Annotated in this window: 18 protein-coding genes and 2 riboswitches; of the genes, 8 read left to right on the forward strand and 10 right to left on the reverse strand. The window is 57.7% G+C overall.

Annotated elements, in window-relative coordinates:
• Positions 1 to 262: 262 nt before the first annotated feature.
• From rplS to ACQZ45_RS16835, 4 genes are all read left to right on the forward strand, one after another.
• Entirely contained in the window at positions 263 to 802 is a 540-nt protein-coding gene (rplS, locus tag ACQZ45_RS16820; protein WP_003492508.1) for a 50S ribosomal protein L19, read from the forward strand.
• 249 nt (positions 803 to 1,051) lie between these two features.
• Positions 1,052 to 2,788: a type I secretion system permease/ATPase gene (locus tag ACQZ45_RS16825; protein ID WP_113291843.1), complete on the forward strand. Its 1,737-nt coding sequence runs from the start codon at positions 1,052 to 1,054 to the stop codon at positions 2,786 to 2,788.
• A complete protein-coding gene (locus ACQZ45_RS16830) occupies positions 2,781 to 4,094 on the forward strand; it encodes an HlyD family type I secretion periplasmic adaptor subunit (protein ID WP_019566021.1) in 1,314 nt (437 codons plus the stop codon). Before ACQZ45_RS16825 ends, ACQZ45_RS16830 begins: the two co-directional genes overlap by 8 nt.
• A 180-nt stretch (positions 4,095 to 4,274) precedes the next feature.
• Positions 4,275 to 5,237, forward strand: coding sequence for a hypothetical protein (locus ACQZ45_RS16835; RefSeq protein ID WP_003516601.1), 963 nt, complete (start codon positions 4,275 to 4,277; stop codon positions 5,235 to 5,237).
• A gap of 123 nt (positions 5,238 to 5,360) precedes the next feature.
• Here the strand turns inward: ACQZ45_RS16835 and ACQZ45_RS16840 are convergent, their stop codons facing one another.
• Positions 5,361 to 6,638, reverse strand: a complete 1,278-nt coding sequence (locus tag ACQZ45_RS16840) for an MFS transporter (RefSeq protein ID WP_003516599.1) — start codon at positions 6,636 to 6,638, stop codon at positions 5,361 to 5,363.
• Between the two features lie 428 nt (positions 6,639 to 7,066).
• On the opposite strand from ACQZ45_RS16840, the gene leuC reads away from it, so the two are divergent.
• Positions 7,067 to 8,476, forward strand: a complete 1,410-nt coding sequence (gene leuC, locus ACQZ45_RS16845) for a 3-isopropylmalate dehydratase large subunit (RefSeq protein ID WP_003516597.1) — start codon at positions 7,067 to 7,069, stop codon at positions 8,474 to 8,476.
• Between the two features lie 62 nt (positions 8,477 to 8,538).
• Here leuC and ACQZ45_RS16850 read toward each other — a convergent pair whose 3' ends face one another.
• Entirely contained in the window at positions 8,539 to 9,045 is a 507-nt protein-coding gene (locus ACQZ45_RS16850) for a DinB family protein (RefSeq protein ID WP_111802469.1), read from the reverse strand.
• Between the two features lie 97 nt (positions 9,046 to 9,142).
• Here ACQZ45_RS16850 and ACQZ45_RS16855 point away from each other — a divergent pair, with 97 nt between their 5' ends.
• Positions 9,143 to 9,739 carry a TetR/AcrR family transcriptional regulator gene (locus ACQZ45_RS16855; protein ID WP_113291880.1) on the forward strand — a complete coding sequence of 199 codons (597 nt, stop codon included), beginning with the start codon at positions 9,143 to 9,145 and terminating at the stop codon, positions 9,737 to 9,739.
• Between the two features lie 12 nt (positions 9,740 to 9,751).
• Here ACQZ45_RS16855 and ACQZ45_RS16860 read toward each other — a convergent pair whose 3' ends face one another.
• From ACQZ45_RS16860 to ACQZ45_RS16890, 7 genes are all read right to left on the reverse strand, one after another.
• Entirely contained in the window at positions 9,752 to 11,212 is a 1,461-nt protein-coding gene (locus ACQZ45_RS16860) for a M48 family metalloprotease (protein WP_025594597.1), read from the reverse strand.
• 307 nt (positions 11,213 to 11,519) lie between these two features.
• Positions 11,520 to 12,236 carry a thiamine ABC transporter ATP-binding protein gene (locus ACQZ45_RS16865; protein ID WP_333703949.1) on the reverse strand — a complete coding sequence of 239 codons (717 nt, stop codon included), beginning with the start codon at positions 12,234 to 12,236 and terminating at the stop codon, positions 11,520 to 11,522.
• Entirely contained in the window at positions 12,233 to 13,858 is a 1,626-nt protein-coding gene (gene thiP, locus ACQZ45_RS16870) for a thiamine/thiamine pyrophosphate ABC transporter permease ThiP (protein ID WP_003516578.1), read from the reverse strand. Before thiP ends, ACQZ45_RS16865 begins: the two co-directional genes overlap by 4 nt.
• Before the next feature lie 19 nt (positions 13,859 to 13,877).
• Positions 13,878 to 14,891: a thiamine ABC transporter substrate binding subunit gene (gene thiB / locus ACQZ45_RS16875; RefSeq protein WP_003516576.1), complete on the reverse strand. Its 1,014-nt coding sequence runs from the start codon at positions 14,889 to 14,891 to the stop codon at positions 13,878 to 13,880.
• A gap of 38 nt (positions 14,892 to 14,929) precedes the next feature.
• Positions 14,930 to 15,040, reverse strand: a riboswitch (TPP riboswitch).
• Positions 15,041 to 15,085: 45 nt separating this feature from the next.
• Positions 15,086 to 15,478 (reverse strand): VOC family protein, encoded by a 393-nt coding sequence (locus ACQZ45_RS16880; RefSeq protein ID WP_003516574.1) that lies wholly within the window; start codon positions 15,476 to 15,478, stop codon positions 15,086 to 15,088.
• A 91-nt stretch (positions 15,479 to 15,569) separates the two neighbouring features.
• A complete protein-coding gene (locus ACQZ45_RS16885; RefSeq protein WP_003516572.1) occupies positions 15,570 to 17,396 on the reverse strand; it encodes an ABC-F family ATP-binding cassette domain-containing protein in 1,827 nt (608 codons plus the stop codon).
• 4 nt (positions 17,397 to 17,400) lie between these two features.
• Positions 17,401 to 18,054 (reverse strand): thiamine diphosphokinase, encoded by a 654-nt coding sequence (locus ACQZ45_RS16890; RefSeq protein WP_113291841.1) that lies wholly within the window; start codon positions 18,052 to 18,054, stop codon positions 17,401 to 17,403.
• Between the two features lie 90 nt (positions 18,055 to 18,144).
• Positions 18,145 to 18,221, forward strand: a riboswitch (SAM riboswitch).
• Between the two features lie 82 nt (positions 18,222 to 18,303).
• Between ACQZ45_RS16890 and metA the strand changes: the two genes are divergently transcribed.
• Entirely contained in the window at positions 18,304 to 19,230 is a 927-nt protein-coding gene (metA, locus tag ACQZ45_RS16895; protein WP_003516567.1) for a homoserine O-acetyltransferase MetA, read from the forward strand.
• A 74-nt stretch (positions 19,231 to 19,304) separates the two neighbouring features.
• Entirely contained in the window at positions 19,305 to 20,324 is a 1,020-nt protein-coding gene (locus ACQZ45_RS16900; RefSeq protein ID WP_113291840.1) for an aldose epimerase family protein, read from the forward strand.
• A gap of 15 nt (positions 20,325 to 20,339) precedes the next feature.
• Here the strand turns inward: ACQZ45_RS16900 and mtgA are convergent, their stop codons facing one another.
• Complete coding sequence (mtgA, locus tag ACQZ45_RS16905; RefSeq protein WP_003516563.1) at positions 20,340 to 21,086, reverse strand: monofunctional biosynthetic peptidoglycan transglycosylase; 747 nt, start codon at positions 21,084 to 21,086, stop codon at positions 20,340 to 20,342.
• Between the last annotated feature and the right edge of the window lie 27 nt (positions 21,087 to 21,113).

Below are 21,113 nucleotides of genomic sequence, written 5' to 3' on the forward strand. Positions count from 1 at the left end.
CTCCCAAGGTTTTCATGCCATAACCGGGGAAACGCACCTTCGCAACAGCCCGTACGTCGCCCACAATTGATAAAATATTGTCATGAAGGGATGACAAATGGCGCTGCCTCGTGTATGTGCCCGCGTGGAATTGGGGTTTTCCCCTTTAACCGCAAGCAAAGAATGGCGAACCCGCTCCTGCCGCACGGCATGGTCTGAAGGCGTTGACCGACAGACGAAACGTTGAGCGCTCTGGCTGTTTCAGAAGAAATCAGAGGTTAACATGACCAATATCATTCAGCAGCTGGAAGCCGAACAGGCTGCCAAGATCGAAGCAAAGCGCACCCTGCCTGAGTTTTCTCCGGGCGACACGCTGCGCGTCAACGTGCGCGTTACCGAAGGTAACCGTACCCGCGTTCAGGCTTACGAAGGCGTTTGCATCGCCCGTTCCGGCGGCGGCCTTTCCGAGAGCTTTACCGTTCGCAAGATCTCCTACGGCGAAGGCGTCGAGCGCGTATTCCCGATCTACTCCCCGCTGGTCGAAGGCGTTGAAATCGTTCGCCGTGGTAAGGTTCGCCGCGCGAAGCTCTACTACCTGCGCGATCGTCGCGGCAAGGCTGCCCGTATCGTTGAAAACACCGGTACGCGCGCCCGCAAGCTGAACGAATCCGAGCGCCAGGCAGTCGCCGAAGAAAAGGCACGTCTGGAAGCTGAAAAGGTAGCAGCAGCACAGGCTCTCGCCGCCGAAAAGGCAGCAGCCGAAGCAGCAGAAGCCAAGGCAGCAGAAGAAGCAGCAAAGGCTGCGGAAACTGCAGCGGAATAAGATTTCCATTTTGATGGATTTACGGAGAAGGCGGTCTTTGGACCGCCTTTTTTGTTGCATCGATGCGCCATAACACTCTGGTGGGCGACATAGCGTCACGTCCAGCCTTCGACCCCATCTCCGTATCGACAGATCAAGATCAAAGTCGTATTGCTACTTATCTCTTTGCCTAATTTATTTAGAACATTCTCTAATAGCATTGCCTAGTTTCACTTATTGTGCAATTTTCGCGCAGTTTTAGGTGTTGATATGTTTTTTTTTAATTCTTTTTTAACAAAAAATAAGCGCGCTTTCTTCGCTGTCGGCCTTGCCAGCGCACTCATGAATATTCTCAACCTTTCCGGCTCCCTTTTCATGCTGGAGGTTTATGACCGGATTCTGCCGAGCAAGAGTATTCCTTCTCTGGTCGCTCTCGTTGTTCTGCTGGTTATTCTCTATGCCTTTCTTGTGGGGTTCGATGCTCTGCGCGGCCGGATATTGGCTCGCATCTCGGACAATATGGACGACGAGCTCAATCAGAAGCTCTTCAGGGCATCAATCAGCGCACCACTTGCCGCCTACGGCAAGGTAGACGGGCTGCAGATCGTCGGCGATCTCGATCAGATACGTCAATTCCTGTCCGGGCCGGGACCAGCAGCTTTCTTTGATATTCCCTGGCTGCCCATCTATCTGCTGATCTGTTTTGCCTTGCATCCCTGGATCGGTTTTGCCGTGCTTGGCGGCGCCTTGGTCCTTGTCGTGCTGACGCTCATAACCAACTGGCTGACCGAAAGGGCGACCAAACAGGCCTACACCGTGCGCGGACAGAGAAATGCACTCGTCGGCAGCAGCCAGCGCAACATCGAGTCCATAAGAACCATGGGCATGATGAATGCGGTGACGTCGATGTGGGACGATCTGCACTCCAATTACCGCGCCGTCACACTCTCGACGTCGGACACGGCGGGCATGCTCGCCGCGATTTCCCGAACATTCCGCCTTTTGTTACAGTCGGGTGTGATGGCAATCGGCGCCCTGCTGGTTATCGAGGGGCATGCGTCAGCGGGTAGCATCATCGCAGGCTCCATACTCTCGGCCAAAGCGCTGGGCCCTGTCGAACACGCAATTGCAAACTGGCGCAGCTTCATGACTGCGCGACAGGGCTGGAAACGCATCAACGAGTTTCTCGAACTCGTACCGGAACCCGCACAGCCGCTTTCCCTGCCGCCACCGAAATATACCGTTGCCATCGATCGCGTGACCGGCGGTCCGCCCAATGGCGCGCGAGATACCGTGGCCGATATTTCCTTCACGTTGAACGCGGGCGATGGCCTTGGCATCATAGGGCCAAGCGCTTCCGGTAAATCCACGCTGGCGCGTTTGATAACCGGTATCTGGCCCTATGAGCGCGGCTCCGTGCGCTTCGATGGGGCCGCACTGAACCAGTGGGACTTCGAGGTTCTCGGTAAATCCATCGGTTACATGCCCCAGCAGGTGGAGCTGATGCCAGGCACGGTCGCGCAAAATATCGCGCGCTTCGACCGTGACGCAACGGCGGAAGCCATCGTTGCGGCAGCCAAGGCCGCTCAGGTTCATGATCTCATCCTGAACCTGCCCAACGGTTACGACACCTATATCGGCGACCGTGGAGAGGCATTGTCAGGCGGACAAAAACAGCGCATCGGCCTAGCGCGGGCACTTTTCGGTGAGCCATTCTTTGTCATCCTCGATGAGCCGAACTCCAATCTGGACAGCGAAGGCGAGGCAGCCTTGCGCAACGCCATTGGCGACATAAGGGCGCGGGGCGGCATCGTGGTCGTCATTGCCCATCGTCCGAGCGCTATCGAAAGCGTCAATCTTGTGATGGTGATGAGCAACGGCCGCATGCTTCGCTTCGGCACCAAGGAAGAGGTGCTTGCGCAAATCCTGCGTCAAAATATTCGCCAGGTGCCGGAAACAGAAGAAGAAGTACGTAAGCTGGAAAGCCGGGTGGGTGAAAATGGTTGAGGGAGAAAAAACCGGCGTGACGAAAACATCTATCGTCAAACACTCAACCGCCGTAGTCGTTCTTGCTGCCGGCCTTCTTTTCGGCCTGGGTGGCTGGGCGGCTCTCGCGAAGCTTTCGGGGGCGGTCGTCGCCACGGGCCGGGTCGTTGTCGAAGGCAACTCCAAGAAAATTCAACACCTTTCCGGCGGTATCGTCAGCCAGATCAATGTTGCGGAAGGTGACACGGTGGAGGCCGGTCAGGTTTTGCTGCGGCTGAGTGGCACGATCGTTCAGGCAAACCTGTCCATTGTCGAAAATACGCTCGCGCAGCTTTATGCACGCCGCGCGCGTCTGCGTGCCGAAATCTCCGACGCCACCTCTTTCACAACGCCGGAAGATCTGGCCGTCTTGACCAATTCGAAAGCTGCCAAAACATTCATCGACAGTGAGCAGAACCTTTTCAACAGCCGTCGCAGTGCACTGATTGGCATGAAGAAGCAATTGGTAACGCGCAAGGATCAGCTAGCCGATGAAGCGCGGGGCATGGACGTGCAGATTGAGGCGACCAACAATGAACTTGCTATCGTAAGGGAAGACGTCTCAAAGACACGGGAGCTATATGCAAAGGGGCTGGTAACGCTTCAGCGCCTCAACCTTCTCAAGCGGCAGCTTTCCAATCTCGAAGGTCAACAGGGCCAGTATATGGCCGCGCGTGCGCAGACGGTAGGCAAGCTGAGCGAAATGGACTTGCAGTCGCTTCAGCTTGACGAGGACCGCAAGTCCGAGGTCACAAAAGATCTGACGTCAATCGAAGCCACCGTTGCGGAATACGAGGAACGGCTTGCGGCAACACGCGACCAGCTCGACCGCCTCGATATTCGCTCGCCGATTGCGGGGCGTATCTACCAGCTGTCGGTGCACAACATAAACGGCGTCATCCAGCCGGGCGAAGTGCTTATGCTGGTGGTGCCGGCAAAGGAAGATCTTGCAATCGACGCCAATGTTCTTCCAAACGACATAGACCAGATCTATGTCGGGCAGCCAGTGACCATTCGCTTCACGGCTTTCAATCAGAGCACGACGCCGGATGTAAGCGCTGAAGTCGCAGTCGTCGCCCCGGACTTGCAGACAGATTCCCGAAGCGGTGCGTCATTTTACGCACTGCGCATCAAGCCGAGCAAAACTGGAATGGACCATATACCAGGTGGACGGTTGTATCCGGGCATGCCGGCCGAAGTCTTCATACAGACAAGCGAAAGAAGCGTTCTTTCCTATTTTGTCAAACCGTTCCAGGACAGGCTTAGAAAGACGTTCCTGCAGGAATAAAAGACTTTCATTACATGTTTTCTTAGAAACGATTCGCAAATACACCAAGAGCGAGAATTTTTCCAAAAAAAACAATTTCTCATATTGTCTTGCCATTTATAATGTACTAATTATCACCCGCAATATTTATTAAATTTAATTTCGATACATCGAATTCTCAAAAATTTATAGGAGAGTAAAATGGCGTTAAAAGTAACTTTTGGTAATGGCGGCGCGGCATCGGTTTCGTCACTCACCAGCCTGATCGATCAGGAAGCATATAAGCTCCTCACGGAATCCACAGCACAGGTCAAAAACGGCTCTACGCTCGATTCAGGCGCTGTCAGCGTTGGCGCTGTGGCGGTTGCCGGTACCGGTGCTGGTGGCACTGTCGATGTCGGCTACGACCCCAACGCAAACGGCTTCACATTTGACGTATCCTCGGCATGGAATTCGGTGAAGAACGCTCTCGCCCAGTCTGACACCTCTGAAAACCTTAAGTTCAAGGATTTTGTACAGGTAGACGTTCACCTCGGCGGCACCGGTTCGTCCACCGTTGAAGTTCTCAATGCCAAGCGCGGTAACATCACGACCGGCGCAGGCAACGACACGGTTACCGTATCTGTCGTTTCGAACGAAAAGACCTGGGTCAACAATTTCAACATCGACACCGGCGCAGGCAACGACACGATCACCGTCAAGGCCGGCGCTGCCTTCAATGACACGTCGGCTGCGGGCACGGGCGGTCTTGCCGCCAATACCGGCGCTGTGAATGGTGGTGCTGGTGTCACCGACGGCAGCTACACCTCCGTCAAAATCGATGCCGGTGCGGGTAACGACTCTATCGACCTGAGCGGTGTAAAGCTCGCTTCGTCGCTGGTCACCGGTGGCAAGGGCATCGACCACATCATCGCAAGCGGTGGCGCCGATACCTTCGTCTTCAATCTGGGTGACATGGCGAAGAGCTTTGCCACAGATACCATCGAAGGCTTCAACGCCTCCATGGACAAGCTCAAGCTGGTCGGTACAGTGATCGATAACTGGGCGGTTTCGACCTTTGATAACGATACCGTCCTCAGCTACAACGTTACTGGCGAGCACAAGGGTGAGAAGATCATTCTCTCCGGCGTTCACCTGACCGGCAGCGATTGGTTCACGGCGTAATTTCTCTCGAAGAGAATTTCATCGGTTACCGTTAAATGGATCATGGCCCGGACATATCCGGGCCATGATTTTTTACATATGCGGCGGTTCGGAAATTATACCTGCGCTTCGCAATCTTGCAGATCAGGCGGCCTCGGCCTGATTGCCCATTTTTCTCGCCGCGATGATGACGAGCACACCTGCCAGCGCAAGGCAGAAGGCAAGGAAGAACATCGGCGCAATGGTGCTGCCGGTCTGGTCCTTGATCCAGGGCACCACGTTCTGCGCCACGAAACCACCGAGATTGCCGACGGAATTGATGGCGGCGATGCCGGCAGCGGCACCGGCTCCCTTGAGGAAGCGGCCGGGCAGGCTCCAGAACACCGGCTGGCCGGCAAAAATGCCCGCAGCGGCGATGCAAAGGAAGGCGAACTGCAATACCGGATCGCTGAGCAGCGCCGACATCAGCAGGCAAAACGCGCCGACGAAGGCAGGTCCGACGATATAAGGCGTTTTGTTTTTTGCCTTGTCAGCCGCCAGGGGCACGACGAAGAGAGCGACGGCCACGATCACCCAGGGGATGATGTTGATGAAGCCGTTGGCGGTGTTGGAAACGCCGAAGCTCTTTACGATCGTCGGCAGCCAGTAGCTGAGACCATAGGCCGCCAGCGGAAAGCCGACATAGCAAAGCGCCATGAACAGCACGCGCGGATTGATCAGCGCCTTGAAGCCGTCCTCCGCATGCTCTTCCATGCCCTTGTTTTCTTCGGCCAGGCGGTTCTTCAACCAGTCCTTCTCGGCCTGCGTCAGGAACTTCGCCTTTTCCGGCGTATCGTCCAGATAGAAGAAGGTAACGATACCGGCGATCACGGCGGGAATACCCGTCGCCAGGAACACCCATTCCCAGCCGGCATAACCGAGGAAACCATCGAGATCGAGCAGCATGCCGCCAAGCGGTGCGCCGATGGCATTGGCAAGCGCACTGAAGATCATGAACAAGCCGATCATGCGGCCGCGATAATCGCGCGGGAACCACAGCGTCATAAGGAACAGCACGCCCGGGAAGAAACCGGCCTCGCAAAGCCCGAGCAGGAAGCGCAGGATGTAGAACATCGTCGCATTCTGCGTGTAGGCAAGCGCGATGGTGACGGCACCCCAGGAAACCAGAATGCGGGCGAACCATTTGCTGGCGCCGAAACGGTTGAGGAAAAGGTTGCTCGGAACCTCAAAGAGGAAATAGCCGATGAAGAACAGCGAAGCGCCAAGTCCGTAGGCATATTCGCTGAGGCTCAGCGCATCGACCATCTGCAGCTTGGCATAGCTGACATTCTGCCGGTCGATATAGGCGATGAGATAGAGAAGGCCAAGAAACGGCATCAGCCGCCAGGTGATCTTCGAGATTAGGGATTTTTCCGATACCATGTGCTTTTCCCTCCCTTCGATTGCTCGTCGAAATGCAAATGATAAGGGGACCCATCTATATGTGCGCCGCAAGATACGCAAGTTGCATTGCATCATAAGCAATGCCGAAAAGGCTGCGAAAGCGGCATTTTAAAGCCCTGAGTGCATGATGCGGCGCACATCAAAGCCGCCGGGTCACCGTTTTACGGTCTGCGTGCATTCATATTGCCGCGAAACCGGCAATCTGCTATGAAGACCGCTATGGGATCTAAATTCGGATGTCTCGCGCAGAATGTTTATGTGCTGCAGGACCACAAGCGTCTGCCGGCACGGTTTTTTGCGCGCATTTCCGGGGCGCTCAACAGCCGACTTAGGCTCGCCTGACAGCACCCGCTGTCCACCGCCTTACTGAACCCTGATTTTACCTTTCCATGACAAGGCATAGAGCCATGAGCGCACCCCGCACCTTATACGACAAGATCTGGGACGACCACGTCGTCAATCGTGACCCGGACGGAACCTGTCTTCTCTATATCGACCGTCACCTGGTCCATGAGGTGACGAGCCCGCAGGCCTTTGAAGGCCTGCGCATCGCCGGCCGTCCGGTCCATTCGCCCACCCGCACGCTTGCCGTCGTCGATCATAACGTGCCAACCACAGCCGACCGGCTGGAAGGCATCAAGAACGAGGAAAGCCGTATCCAGGTGGAAGCGCTTGCGCAGAATGCCAAGGATTTCGGTGTCGAATATTATTCCGAGCGCGACAAGCGTCAGGGCATCGTCCACATCGTTGGCCCGGAACAGGGCTTCACCCTGCCGGGCATGACGATTGTTTGCGGCGACAGCCACACCTCCACCCATGGTGCTTTCGGCGCGCTGGCGCACGGCATCGGCACGTCGGAAGTGGAGCATGTGCTGGCGACCCAGACGCTGATCCAGAAAAAGGCCAAGAACATGCTGGTGCGTGTCGATGGCAAGGTTCCAGAAGGCGTCACCGCCAAGGACATCATCCTCGCCATTATCGGCGAGATCGGCACAGCGGGCGGCACCGGCCATGTGATTGAATTTGCCGGTGAGGCAATCCGCTCGCTCTCCATGGAAGGCCGCATGACGGTTTGCAACATGACCATCGAGGGCGGCGCCCGTGCAGGTCTGATCGCGCCTGATGAGACCACCTTTGACTACATCAAGGACAAGCCGCGCGCGCCAAAGGGCGAGACGTTGGAACAGGCCATCGCCTACTGGAAAACGCTGAAATCCGATGAGGGCGCCCATTACGACAAGATCGTGGTGCTGGACGCCGCCAATCTGCCGCCGATCGTCTCCTGGGGCTCATCGCCTGAGGACGTGACGTCCGTCGAGGGCATCGTTCCCAATCCGGATGATATCGAGGAAGAAAACAAGCGTACTTCAAAGTGGCGTGCGCTGGACTATATGGGCTTGAAACCCGGTACACGCATCACCGATATCGCCATCGACCGCGTTTTCATCGGCTCCTGCACCAATGGCCGCATCGAGGATTTGCGCGCAGCGGCAAAGATCGTCGACGGCCGCAAGGTCGCGCCCACCGTCTCGGCCATGATCGTGCCCGGCTCCGGTCTCGTGAAGGAACAGGCGGAAAAGGAAGGTCTGGACAAGATTTTCCTCGAAGCCGGTTTCGAATGGCGCGAACCGGGCTGCTCCATGTGCCTTGCCATGAATGACGACCGCCTGAAGCCTGGCGAACGTTGCGCCTCCACCTCGAACCGCAACTTCGAGGGCCGCCAGGGCTACAAGAGCCGCACCCACCTCGTCTCCCCCGCCATGGCAGCGGCGGCGGCCATCGCCGGTCATTTCGTCGATGTGCGCGAGTGGCAATAAAATCCTGAAGCCACGCTTTTATGGAAGCCACCTGCCCCGCACCGGGGCGGGTGGCTTTTGCATTACAGGCCTTGCAAACGCCGTTGCGGCTGCGTTCCGTGCAGGAAAACGGCAAAAGTATCCCAGGGCGGCGTGATGGAGAGCTGGCTCAAAATACGCGCAACCTCACCTCGATGAATACCTGCATGCAGGATCATATGTGAAACCATTTCGGCCCGGGACATGTAGCCTTTGTCACCGTCCGTAAAGGTGAAAGCGACAAATTCGCCAAGCGATTCCGGCGATGTTTTCTCGATGTAGTCGAGATACCAGCCATCCAGAGCCGCGACCTCCTTCGCAAGATCATCCAGCTGCGGCGTTGCCTCGGTATTGTCGGAGAGAAAGCCGTGCGCCGTTCCGGTGAGATGGCCCGAAAAAATCCTTGCGACCACGTAGTAGTGATTGATGAGCCGAATTGCGGTATGCCGTTCGGATGCGTTTTGGCCGGGATCGAGTTGTTGCAGCTTCTCGAACAAATCCCTGTTCGCCCATGCGTGATAGCCGAGCAAACTCCTGAGTAAATCTTTCACGGCAATATCCTTTACATCCGGAAAATGTGAGCACTATGTTTATATTTTCGTCATGGAGGCTGCCTTGTCTACTCGCATTGCCAAACGCAAGACCACGATGCGCAAAGAGCCGCGTCAGGAGCGTTCGAAGGCCACGGTAGATGCCGTCGTCCACGCAGCTGCTCGCATTTTGAGCGATCATGGATGGGCGGGTTTCACCACCAACAGGGTCGCCGAAACCGCCGGCGTCAGCATCGGCTCGTTGTACCAGTACTTCCCCGACAAGATTTCGATTGTGGAGGCAGTGCGCCATCGCCACCTCGAGGACTGTCTGGTCGTCATGAAAAGAGTGGCCGAGCAGCGGAACGCCCTCCCGCAATTCGTGGAGGAACTTGTAACCGGCATGATTGTGGTCCACAGCATCCATCCCGGCCTTCACAAGGTCCTTCTGGATGACGCACCCAGCCATGAGGGAATGAACGATCCCAACAGCGCTTTCGAAAAACAATATCTCGGTCTTTATTCGGAAGCGCTTGATGCCCATATGACGGCCGGCTCAAGGGCGGAAAGCGGGACTATGGCACTGATCGTGTCCGACGCCATCGACGGCATCATTCACAACGCCGCCCGACGTGGGCAATTGCAGTCACCCAAAATCAAACGGGAAATGATCGCACTCGTTGAGGCTTATCTGTGCCGGGAAACCAGCAACTGAGAGACCGCCAAATTACTCCGCAATGATCTTCACCCGCTGGCCGGGCTGAAGCGTGGCGGTGGCGCTCATCGCATTCATCATGCGGAACATGTCGAGCTTGCGGTCGGTCCCCATCATCCTTGCGGCAATCGTTGCCACGGTTTCACCGGGCTTGACCGTCACCACGCGCACGCGCAGAGGTTTCAACGATGCGATCTCCTGCGGCGTCATCTTGCGGAAACTCGTGCGCAACACGTTGGCGATGGAATCGAGCTGCGTGTTACCCTTCGGCACGGCCGTCAGGAAGCGGAATATCTGCTGACCGACACGGATGACGGTAACGTCAAAGTCCCATTTGTCCGCCGTCGCACGGGCTGTCGCGGCCTCCAGACCGTTGATCTGCGTTTCCTTCACGGTTTCCGGCATCAGGCCGGCAACCCAGCCGCTGGTAAGGTAATTGGCAAGAGTGGTCTGTTTCGGATCGGCCACGCCGTCGAAACGGATCGCCACATCGCCCGGCCCCGTCGCAAGAACGGCCTCCACCTTGTTGTCGATGACGAAACCTTCCGGCACATCGAAACGGATACCGAGCGTTCCGTGCAGGAAGGTCTGGCCCCGGACATAACCCTCCTGCGGGCTGTCGCCGTAAAGCAGGCCGTCTATGCCATCCAGAAACCAGTCGCGACCACGATCCCCGACCTGACCGTCCTGACCGAAGGCGCGGGCATGCCGGCGTGCAAGCTCGATGCGCTGCGGCGTGTTTGGGTGGCTGGAAAGAAAGTCGAGGCTCTGGTCATTTTCGGGATCAGCCGAGGAGAAACGCGCATAGGCTGCCATGGAATCCAGAAACCGCGGCGATGCGAAGGGGTCGTAGCCGGCCTCACCCAACATGCGCACGCCAATCACGTCCGCCTGCAATTCCTGCTGGCGCGAAAAAGCCGCAAGCCGCAGCTTGCCGCGCGCAAGCGCCTGCTTGCCGGCGAGATCGCTCGACAGAACCTCGGCGACCACGCGGCTTGCAATCACCTCCGCCTCTTCCCGGCGCTGGCGCTCGATGCCGTGGTTTGCGGTAACGTGGCCCATCTCATGCGAAAGCACGGCGGCCACTTCCGAGGCATCGTTGGCGAGAGCCAGAAGCCCGCGCGTCACGTAAAGATACCCACCCGGCAGCGCAAAAGCGTTGATAGCAGGCGAGTTGAGGATGGTGATGCGATAGGATTGCTGCGGATTTTCCGAAACAGCCGTCAGCGCGCCGGCGATACGGGCGACAAGCCGCTCCGTCTTGGCATCACGATATTCGCCACCATAACTCGCCACAATACGCGGATGTTCGCGCGCGCCCATCTGCGCACGGGGATCGTTCTTCTGCACCTCTTCCACGGTCTGCGGATTGTCCGAAGGTCGCAAGGTGGACTGGTAGGCCGGGCTGAAGAGAGACTGACAAGATGACAGGAATACGGCAGACGCCGTCAGCACGGAACACACGGCAGCCATCCTGCCCGAACGGCGAAGGCCTGAACGGGAGAAAAGCCTCCACTGCGCAGTCATGCTATTTCTCATTCTCTATGCCTGCCCCTAACGTTCCTGATCATCCGTTAATTGCAGACCAGAATAACAGATTCGCCCCAACGAGCCATGAATGTCGAAACGGTAAAAACGATCCATCAAGTCCGGAATATTCCTGAAGAACGCAATAATTCTCGTCTTTTCTCGGGCAACGACTTGAAACTGGCAAGTGCAAATTAACGCCATTGAAGTTATCTAAAGCGATTGCCAGCGGCACGCGTCGAAAATAAGGCGATCAGCCGTTCAGAAAACTGTCGACCGCCTTCACATTTTGTGTGGCGAAGAAATCTGTGGTCGAGCCAGCATAGACAACGCGGCCACGATCAAGAAAAACCACCCGCTGCGCCAGCTTTTTTATGTCGTCTGGATGGTGCGTAACAATAATCGCCGTATTTTTTGTTTCGGCATGCAAGTCGAGAAGCAGGGAGGTCATGCCCGCCCGCAGCCCCGGATCTAGCGCCGCGAAAGGCTCGTCCAGCAGCATGACCGGTTTTTTCCGGACCAGCGCACGCGCCAGCGCCGCCCTTTGCCTTTCCCCGCCGGAAAGCGTGCCCGGCAAACGTTTGTCAAAACCCGCAAGACCAACGCGTGCGAGCGCCACGTCGATCCTCTGCCTGTCTTCCGCCCGCAGCTTCAGCCCGGGGCTGATGCCGAGCGCGACATTGGTGAAGATATCGAGATGGGCGAAAAGATTATTATCCTGGAAGATCGAGGAGACCGGTCGTTCGGAAGGATCGAGCGCCTTCATGTCCCGCCCGCCGATCAGGACGCGCCCGGAATCGGGCAATTCAAAACCAGCGATGAGATTGAGGAGCGTCGACTTGCCAGAACCGGATGCACCGACGACGGCAGTCATCTGGCCTTGCGGGAATATACAATCGAGATCGAAATCCTGCGTTCCGAGCCGCAGTCTGACCTTGTCCAACCCCACGGCAAATTCGTCACCCGTCATATGCTCGCCCTTGCTGATTGGGATTGCCGTGAAACGCCGCCCGCGGCAAGCAGCAGGCAGACGACGCCAAGGATGAACGCGTATCCGGCGGCATCATTGGTGCGGTAGCTGCCCATATTGCTATAGACCAGCCATGGCAACGTGACGAAATTTTCCGATCCGAACAGGGCGACCGCCCCGAGATCACCGAGCGACAGAGCCATGGCAAAGGAAAACGCCATCAGCAGCGGCCGCCGCAGTACCGGCAGATCGGCGAACCGCAGCCGCGTCAGTCCCTGAAGCCCAAGGCTGGCGGAGAGCCGGGACGTGCGTAAAAAATGGCTGGTGAAGGCTGGCTCCAGCACCCGCATGGCAAGCGGCAACGCCATCAGCATGTTGATGAGCGCCACGAGAACGGGAGCATAAAAACTGACATCTCCAAAGGGCCGCAGCAACAGGAACCACCCGCTTCCCAGCACGACGGGCGGCACCAGCAGCACCAGCGATGACCCCGCCCCGAGCGTGGCGGACAAAAGGCGCAAGGGCTGAGCCGCGTGCCGTCTGGAGCCCACGGCCTGTCGCGCACCGATAATCGCAAAGCAGCAGAGCACGACGAGAGTTGCGGAGAGCGCAGCGATTGCAAGGCTGGTCGCCGCCGCACGCAGGAAGATCGGCGCTGACAAAAGACGCGGCAGATCGGCCCCCAAACCCGAGACGGTTATGGCAACAAGCGGCAGGCCGACCAGCAGAACCGCAAAAATGATTGCCGCTCCGTCCCACAGGCGCGCGCCAACGCGCTTGCCGTCGAAACGGCGAACAGGGCGGCCAAGCGAGGCAATTTCCGCCTCGGGCGATGGCAAAAAGGCAAGAAGGCCGAGCAGAACTGCTGTGACTGCAATCTGCAAAACCGAAAGCGCGATTGCCCTTTGCGGATCGAAATCAAACCGCAGCGCCTGATAGATTGCGACCTCAAGTGTCGTCGCCGCCGGTCCACCGCCCAGCAGAAGCACTAGCGTGAAGCTGGTGGCGCACAGCATGAAGACAAGCCCGGCAATACCGGGAACAAGCCGCGAGACGGCCGGCCACTCGATGAAGCGGAAAACCGAAACCGGCCCCATGCCAAGACTTGCCGCCATCCGCCAATATTCGCCCGGAATCCGCTCCAGCCCGGCCAGCATCAGCCGCACCGCAAGCGGCAGATTGAAAAACACATGGGCGATGAGAATGCCGGAAAGGCCGTAAATACTGAAGGGCTGCTCCGCACCGGCAAAAACAAGGGCAGTATTCAAAACACCCTGCCTGCCCCAGATCGTGATGATGCCGAAGGCGCCGACGATGACCGGCAGCCCCATCGGCACAGCCATCAACCTGATAATCCAAATCCGCCCCGGAAAATCCTGTCTGCGGGAGAGCGCAAGCGCCACCGGCAGGCCGAGAACAATGGAAAGAACAGTGGACAACGTTGCCTGATAGAGCGTGAAGCGCAGGATGCGCAGCGTGTAGGCATCCACGATTCCGGTGGCGGATGTGCCGGCATCGAAAGACAGGAGTGCTGATACAGCAAGCGCCATGAACAGGAAAACGGCGGCAAACGCCGCCGTTCCGCCAATGATCGACCATCTGTAGTCGCGACGCAGCATCATGCGCGGGCGTGCCTCTTGCTCAGTTCATGCTCATGGCCGCAAGCCATTCGTCGATCCAGGCCTTGCGGTTCTTCGCCACCTCTTCCGGGTCCATCAGGAAGGTCTTCTGCGGTACGACGAGTTTGGAAAATGCCTCGGGCAGGGGCGTGGACGTTGCCGCGACCGGCATCATCCAGTTGTTTTCCGGAATGGCATCCTGAAATCCTGATGTGAGCGTGAAAGCGAGGAACTGCTTCGCCAGTTCCTTGTGCGGCGCGTTTTTGAGAAGGCCGGAAACCTCGATCTGGATGTAATGCCCCTCGGAAAAACCCGCGGCCTGATAGCGATCCGTCTTTTCCGAGACCATGTGATAGGCAGGCGACGTGGTGTAGGAGAGCACCATCGGCACCTCACCCTTGGTGAAAAGGCCATAGGATTCCGACCAGCCCGGCGTAACGGTGAGAATGCGCTTCCGGAGCTTCGCCCAGGCTTCCGGTGCCTTGTCGCCGTAAACGGACTTCACCCAGAGCAGCAGGCCAAGCCCCGGCGTGGAGGTGCGCGGGTCCTGAATGGCGATTTTCTGTGAAGGATCGCCGTCCACCAGATCCTTCAGGCTCGTCGGCGGATTTTTTATCGTCTGCGTGTCATAGACAACGGCGAAATGACCGTAGTCGTAAGGGACGAAAATGTCGTCCTTGTAACCGCCCGGCACCTTGGCCGCCGATGCATCGATACCGCTGATATCGAAGAGGCCGGTCTGTTTCGCTTCCGCGACCAGATTGGTGTCGAGACCAACAACGACATCCGCCTTCGACGCCGCCCCTTCAAGCTTCAGGCGGTTGAGCAGCGCCACGCCATCCGCCACACCGACGAAATTGACCGTGCAATCGCACACTTTCTCGAAGGCCTCTTTCACCTTGGGGCCGGGACCCCATTCGGAAACGAAGCTTTCATAGGTGTAGACGGTCAGTTCCTGTCTGTCCTGAGCAGTGGCAAGACCGGGCAGAAACAACGAAACGGCAACGAGGGAATTCAGGAAAAGACGACGGCGCACGGGTATCTCCTCAAAAAACGAAAAGGGAAATAGCCGCTTGCCTTAAGCCGTCTAATCCCTCCGCCGGTATGAACCGGATCAGGTTCTTCGGGTTGGCAAGCCTCTCAGCCTTTTGCACGCAAGCACAAAAGACACCCCGTTAGATCAAGATGATGATGTAGTCCCGCTGTCTCTGATTGGCAAGATGGCTGCCGTCAGGCCTGCTGCACCATGTGCACCAGTTCCCAGACATGGCCGTCGGGATCCTGAAAACTACCGGCATACATGAAACCGTGATCCTGAACCGGTTTCCAGCTGCTGCCACCCGAGGCGAGCGCCGTTTCGATCATCCGGTCGATTTCCTCACGGCTTCCCGCTGTGAGACAGGTCAGGACCTCGGTGCTGCGTGTGGCGTCGGCGATATCGCCATTGATGAAATCGCGAAAACGCTCCTCCTGAAGAAGCATCACGAAGATGTTCTCCTCAACGATCATGCAGAGCGTGCGGTCATCCGAATATTCCGGATTGAAGGTGAAACCGAGAGCCGTGAAGAAGCTTCTCGATGTCTCGATATTCTTGACCGGCAGATTGACGAAGATCATGCGCATTTTCTGAACTCCTCCGAACCCGCACAGGAAACGGCAATTCCGCCTCCCTGTCAAAGGTGGATGAGACCTCAGTCAAGAAATCGCGACCAAGTCACCCTTCAATTTCCTCGCGCAGCATCTCCAACTCCAGCCATTCCTCTTCCATGGCTTCGAGCTTTTCGCGCAGCTTCGTCATTTCCTGCGCCAGCGTATTGAAGGTAGCCGGGTCCTTGGTGAACAGATTGGGATCGGCCATACGCTGCTCACGCTTGGCGATTTCGCCCTGCGCCTTCTCCATTTCCTTTGGAAGGTTTTCGAGCGCAAATTTTTGCTTGAAGGAAAGCTTGCCCTTGGCCTTTGAGGGGTCCTGCGACGCGGAGGCGGAAGGGGCGGTCTTTGCCTTTTCCTGCTTCTCCGCCTTGCGCTTTTCTTCTGCGGCACCCTTGCGTTGCGCCATCATGTCCGAGTAGCCGCCGGCATATTCGATCCAGCGTCCATCCGGCTGGTCCGGATTGGCGGGCGCGATTGTGGAGGTGACGGTACGGTCGAGGAAATCGCGGTCGTGGCTGACGAGAATGACCGTGCCGGAAAAGCCCGCAACGATTTCCTGCAACAGATCGAGCGTTTCGATATCGAGATCGTTGGTCGGCTCGTCAAGGATCAGCAGGTTGGTAGGCCGCGCCAGAATGCGCGCAAGAATAAGACGGGCGCGCTCACCACCGGAGAGGTTGCGGATGGGCGTGCGGGCCTGTTCCGGCTGGAACAGGAAGTCCTTCATGTAACCCGTCACATGTTTCAACTCGCCATTGACCAGCAAATTGTCGCCGCGACCGTCGGTGAGGTAATGAGCGAGCGTATCGTTTGGATTGAGATCTTCACGCTTCTGGTCAAGCGTCGCGATTTCCAGATTGGTGCCGAGCTTTACCGTGCCGCTATCGGGCTGAAGCTGGCCGGTCAGCATCTTCAAAAGCGTTGTCTTGCCGGCACCGTTCGGCCCGACGAGACCGATGCAATCACCGCGATGCACCCGTAGCGAAAACGGCGCGATGATCACGCGCTCGCCGTAAGACTTGGTGATTGCGTCTGCCTCGATGACCAGTTTGCCGGATTCCCGCACCTCCGCAGCCGTCGCCTGCACGCTCCCCTGCGGTCCCTTGTGGCCGCGATAGTCCGCACGCATTGCCTGAAGCTCGCCCACGCGGCGCATGTTGCGCTTGCGTCTCGCGGTCACGCCGTAACGCATCCAGTGTTCTTCACGCTCGATGGCCTTGCCGAGCTTGTGCTGCTCCAGCTCTTCCTCTTCCAGCACCTTGTCGCGCCATTCCTCGAAATACGCAAAACCGCGATTGAGACGACGGGACTGGCCGCGATCCAGCCACACGGTCGAGGTCGAAACCTTTTCCAGAAAACGCCTGTCGTGCGAGATCAGCACCAGCGCGCTACGCGTCTGCTGCAACTCGCCTTCAAGCCATTCGATGGTGGGCAGGTCCAGATGGTTGGTCGGCTCGTCCAGCATCAGAATATCGGGTTCAGGCGCCATGACGCGGGCAAGGGCCGCACGCCGCGCTTCGCCGCCGGACAGGCTATCCGGATGTTCCTGTCCCGTCAGGCCCAGATGCTCGAGAATATAGGTAACGCGATAGGGATCGTCGCCAGGTCCCAGCCCCGCCTCGGCATAGGCCTGCACGGTGTCGTAACCGGCAAAATCCGGCGCCTGCTCCAGATAACGGATGGTGGCGGAGGGGTGACGGAAAACCTCGCCCGACTGCGCCTCGACCAGACCGGCGGCGATCTTCATCAGGGTCGACTTGCCCGAACCGTTGCGTCCGACAAGGCAGATGCGGTCGCCCGGCTCCACCTGAAGATTGGCGCCGTCGAGCAGCGGGGTCACGCCGAAGGTCAGCTTGATGTCATCGAGTTTCAAAATTGGGGGTGCCAAGGCGTCAGGCTCCGGTCAGATCATAAGGGCGGGCGAGCACGATGGCTTTTCCGCTTTTCAGCGAGAAATGCACAGGGCCGCCATTCGCGACATTGGAAATAGTGCGGGAAGAGCCGAAAGCAAGCGGGAAATCCTTGAGAGGATAACGCACATTGCCGATATCGAGCCCCACAAGGTCGGTAAACCCGACAACGGAAAACAGCGCACCGGGTGGCAGATCAAGGTCGAACGACCCCGCCAGCAGCGGGCGGGCCTCCTCTTCGCCGGAGGTCAGCGTAACGTTGAGACCACGCTCACTAAGCGCCACCGCGTAAAGAAGGTGCTGAAGTGCGTGGTCGCTTCTCGCTCCACCAAGCGCACCGGCGAGCACCAGAGAACGCGCGCCGCGGGCAAGGGCCTCCGACACCGCAATTTCGCCATCGGTCACAGCCTTTGCAGCGGGATAGGGCTGTCGCACCACATCGGGCCAGGCGTCCAGCAGGTCCTTGTCGGTGGAATCGAAATCCCCCACCCAGAGCTCGGGTGTGAGCCCGAGCGGTGCGGCATGGCGCATGCCGCCATCGGCCGCAATCACACGGCTACCCTCAACCGCCGCTTTGAGGCGGTCGGTAACGGTGACATCGCCGCCAAGCAGAATGGTGAAGCGTTCTCTATCCATGCCCTGCCTTATCGCACCTCAGGCAAAAATGGAAAGGCAGAAACCCGATGAAATCAGCCGATATTGATTTTCGTCGGCTTCGGGATTATGAAACGCCTCAGTGGTGATTTGCCGACCGGCTTGCAGCCACTTTAAAGAAGTCGCTAAAGGGTCGAGGAAAAGGGTAATTTCCTGGGACCGGCTGCGATTTCGCTGCCGGTTTTTTTGTTTTCGCAACGTTCTTTACGTCATCCGAAAAGAGAGTTCGACATGCCGATCAAGATTCCCGATACGCTTCCCGCCTTCGACACCCTCGTTCATGAGGGCGTGCGGGTCATGACAGAAACGGCGGCCATCCGGCAGGATATCCGCCCGCTCCAGATCGGGCTTCTCAATCTCATGCCGAACAAGATCAAGACGGAAGTGCAGATGGCGCGCCTCGTCGGCGCATCGCCGCTGCAGGTGGAGTTTTCGCTGATCCGCATTGGCGGCCATCGTGCCAAGAATACGCCGGAAGAGCACCTTCTGTCCTTCTATGAGACATGGGAGGAAGTGCGCCACCGCAAGTTCGACGGTTTCATCATCACAGGCGCGCCCATCGAGATGCTTGATTATGAAGACGTGACCTACTGGAATGAGATGCAAAAGATTTTCGACTGGACGCAAACCAACGTCCATTCGACACTGAACGTCTGCTGGGGCGCGATGGCCGCCATCTACCATTTCCATGGTGTGCCGAAATACGAACTGAAGGAAAAGGCTTTCGGTGTCTATCGTCACCGCAATCTCTGCCCCTCGTCGATATATCTCAACGGTTTTTCCGACGACTTTCAGGTTCCGGTCTCACGCTGGACGGAAGTGCGCCGCGCCGACATCGAAAAACACCCGGAACTCGAAATCCTGATGGAGTCAGAGGAAATGGGCGTATGTCTGGTGCATGAAAAAGAGGGCAACCGCCTCTATATGTTCAACCACGTCGAATATGATTCAACCTCGCTTTCGGATGAATATTTCCGCGATGTGAACTCGGGCGTTCCAATCAAGCTGCCGCATGATTATTTTCCGCACAATGATCCGGAGCTTGCCCCGCTCAACCGCTGGCGCAGCCATGCCCATCTGTTTTTCGGCAACTGGATCAACGAGATATATCAGACGACGCCTTACGATCTCGAAGCGATCGGTAAACTAGCGGCGTAAATTGCGGGATTGCGAATTGCCGGAAAATGACGCAACGTCCGCCGGCAATTCAAAGATATCGGGAGAATGACGCAATGAGCGACGCGGCGGCACGGGAGAATTTTGGCTTCACGGCAACCGGCGAAAAGGTTGAGCGCGTCACCATCTCGAAGGGCGGGCTGACGGCCAAGGTTATCACCTGGGGCGCCGTCATTCAGGACCTGCGCCTCGATGGGCACCAGCCGCCGCTCGTTCTCGGCTTCGATACATTCGAGGACTACAAATATTCATCCTATTTCGGCGCCACACCCGGCCGCAACGCCAACCGTATCGGTGACGGAAAATTCTTGATCGACGGGCACGAATACCAGCTGGAACTGAACGAAAAAGGCGTCAGCCACCTGCATGGCGGCAGCGACGGGATGGGCAAACGTAACTGGATGCTGATGGAACACGGCGAAAGCCATGCGGTTCTGCAGATCATCGATCCCGACGGCCGCGCCGGTTATCCCGGCAATTGCACGGTGACCGCGACCTATACGATCCGCGACGGCGGCGTGCTTTCGGTGGTCTATGAAACGGTGACCGACCAACCGACCATCGCCAATATCTGCCAGCATTCCTATTTCAACCTCGACGGTGCTGATACCGCACTTGGACATGAGATCAGCATCGCCGCTGACTTTTATCTGCCAACCAACGACAAACAGATCCCGACAGGCGAAATCCGCTCTGTCGAAGGCACCGTCTTCGACCTGCGCCACCCGACGCCGATGCGGCGAACGGAGGATGGCGAGCAGGTGCTCTACGACCATAATTTCTGCCTTTCGCCCGAGCGTCGCGCCAAGCGCAAGGTTGCCCGCGCCTATTCGCCCGCCTCCGACATTGCCCTTGAGGTTCACACCACCGAACCCGGCGTGCAATTTTATTCAGCCTTCAAGCTGAATGTTCCCGTTCCAGGCCTCGATGGCCGCCATTATGGCCCCTTTGCCGGTTTTTGCCTGGAAACGCAGATATGGCCGGATGCCGTCAATCATCCCGATTTCCCCTACGCGATCCTGCGTCCCGGCGAGACCCTGCGTCAGGAAACCGACTATATTTTCAAGAAGGGTTGAGGCGGCGGGCTGGGCTCAGTCCAGCACGCATCCCACATAACCGCCCGATGCTCGGGCACGCCGTTCGATAAGGCCGGCAAGCCGTTGCAAACCACGCCCCGGCTTGCTGGCAACGCGATCGATGGGATTGGGCAGGGAAACGGCAAGCAGTGCCGCTTGGCGGGAGCTGAGCTTTGCCGCCGGTACCTTGAAATGGTGCTGTGCTGCGGCCTCGATGCCGTAAATGCCGGGTCCCCATTCCGCAACGTTGAGATAAATCTCCATCATCCGTTTTTTGGACCAGACGAAATCGGCAGCAATCGCCAGCGGCAACTCCAGCCCCTTGCGCAAGAACGAGCGACCGTTCCAGAGGAACAGGTTCTTGGCCGTCTGCATGGGAATGGTGCTGGCGCCACGGGTGGACGCGCCTTCGAGCGCATTGTTGACGACGGATTGCATCTGGTTCCAGTCAACGCCGCCGTGGAAACAGAATTGTCCGTCCTCGGACATCATTACGGATTGCACAAGGCGCGGCGAAATATCCTCGAGCGGCACCCAGCGCCGGTCATAACCCTGAAGTGTCACCAGATCGGCAAGCATCAGCGTCGAGACCGGCCGCATGAAAGGCAGGGCATAAACCGGGATCAGCAGATAGGGCAGGATCAGCAACGCCAGCAAGGTCATGATGATACGCTTTGCCAACGTGCGAAAATCCACCTTCGGACTGCTCCGGTCTTCCGCCAGCACGGCGTAATCTGCGTCGCTTTCAGGCGTACTGCTCAATATTCGTCAAAGCCCCGCACCAATCGA

The organism is Agrobacterium sp. 16-2014-1-2a, from assembly GCF_053522705.1.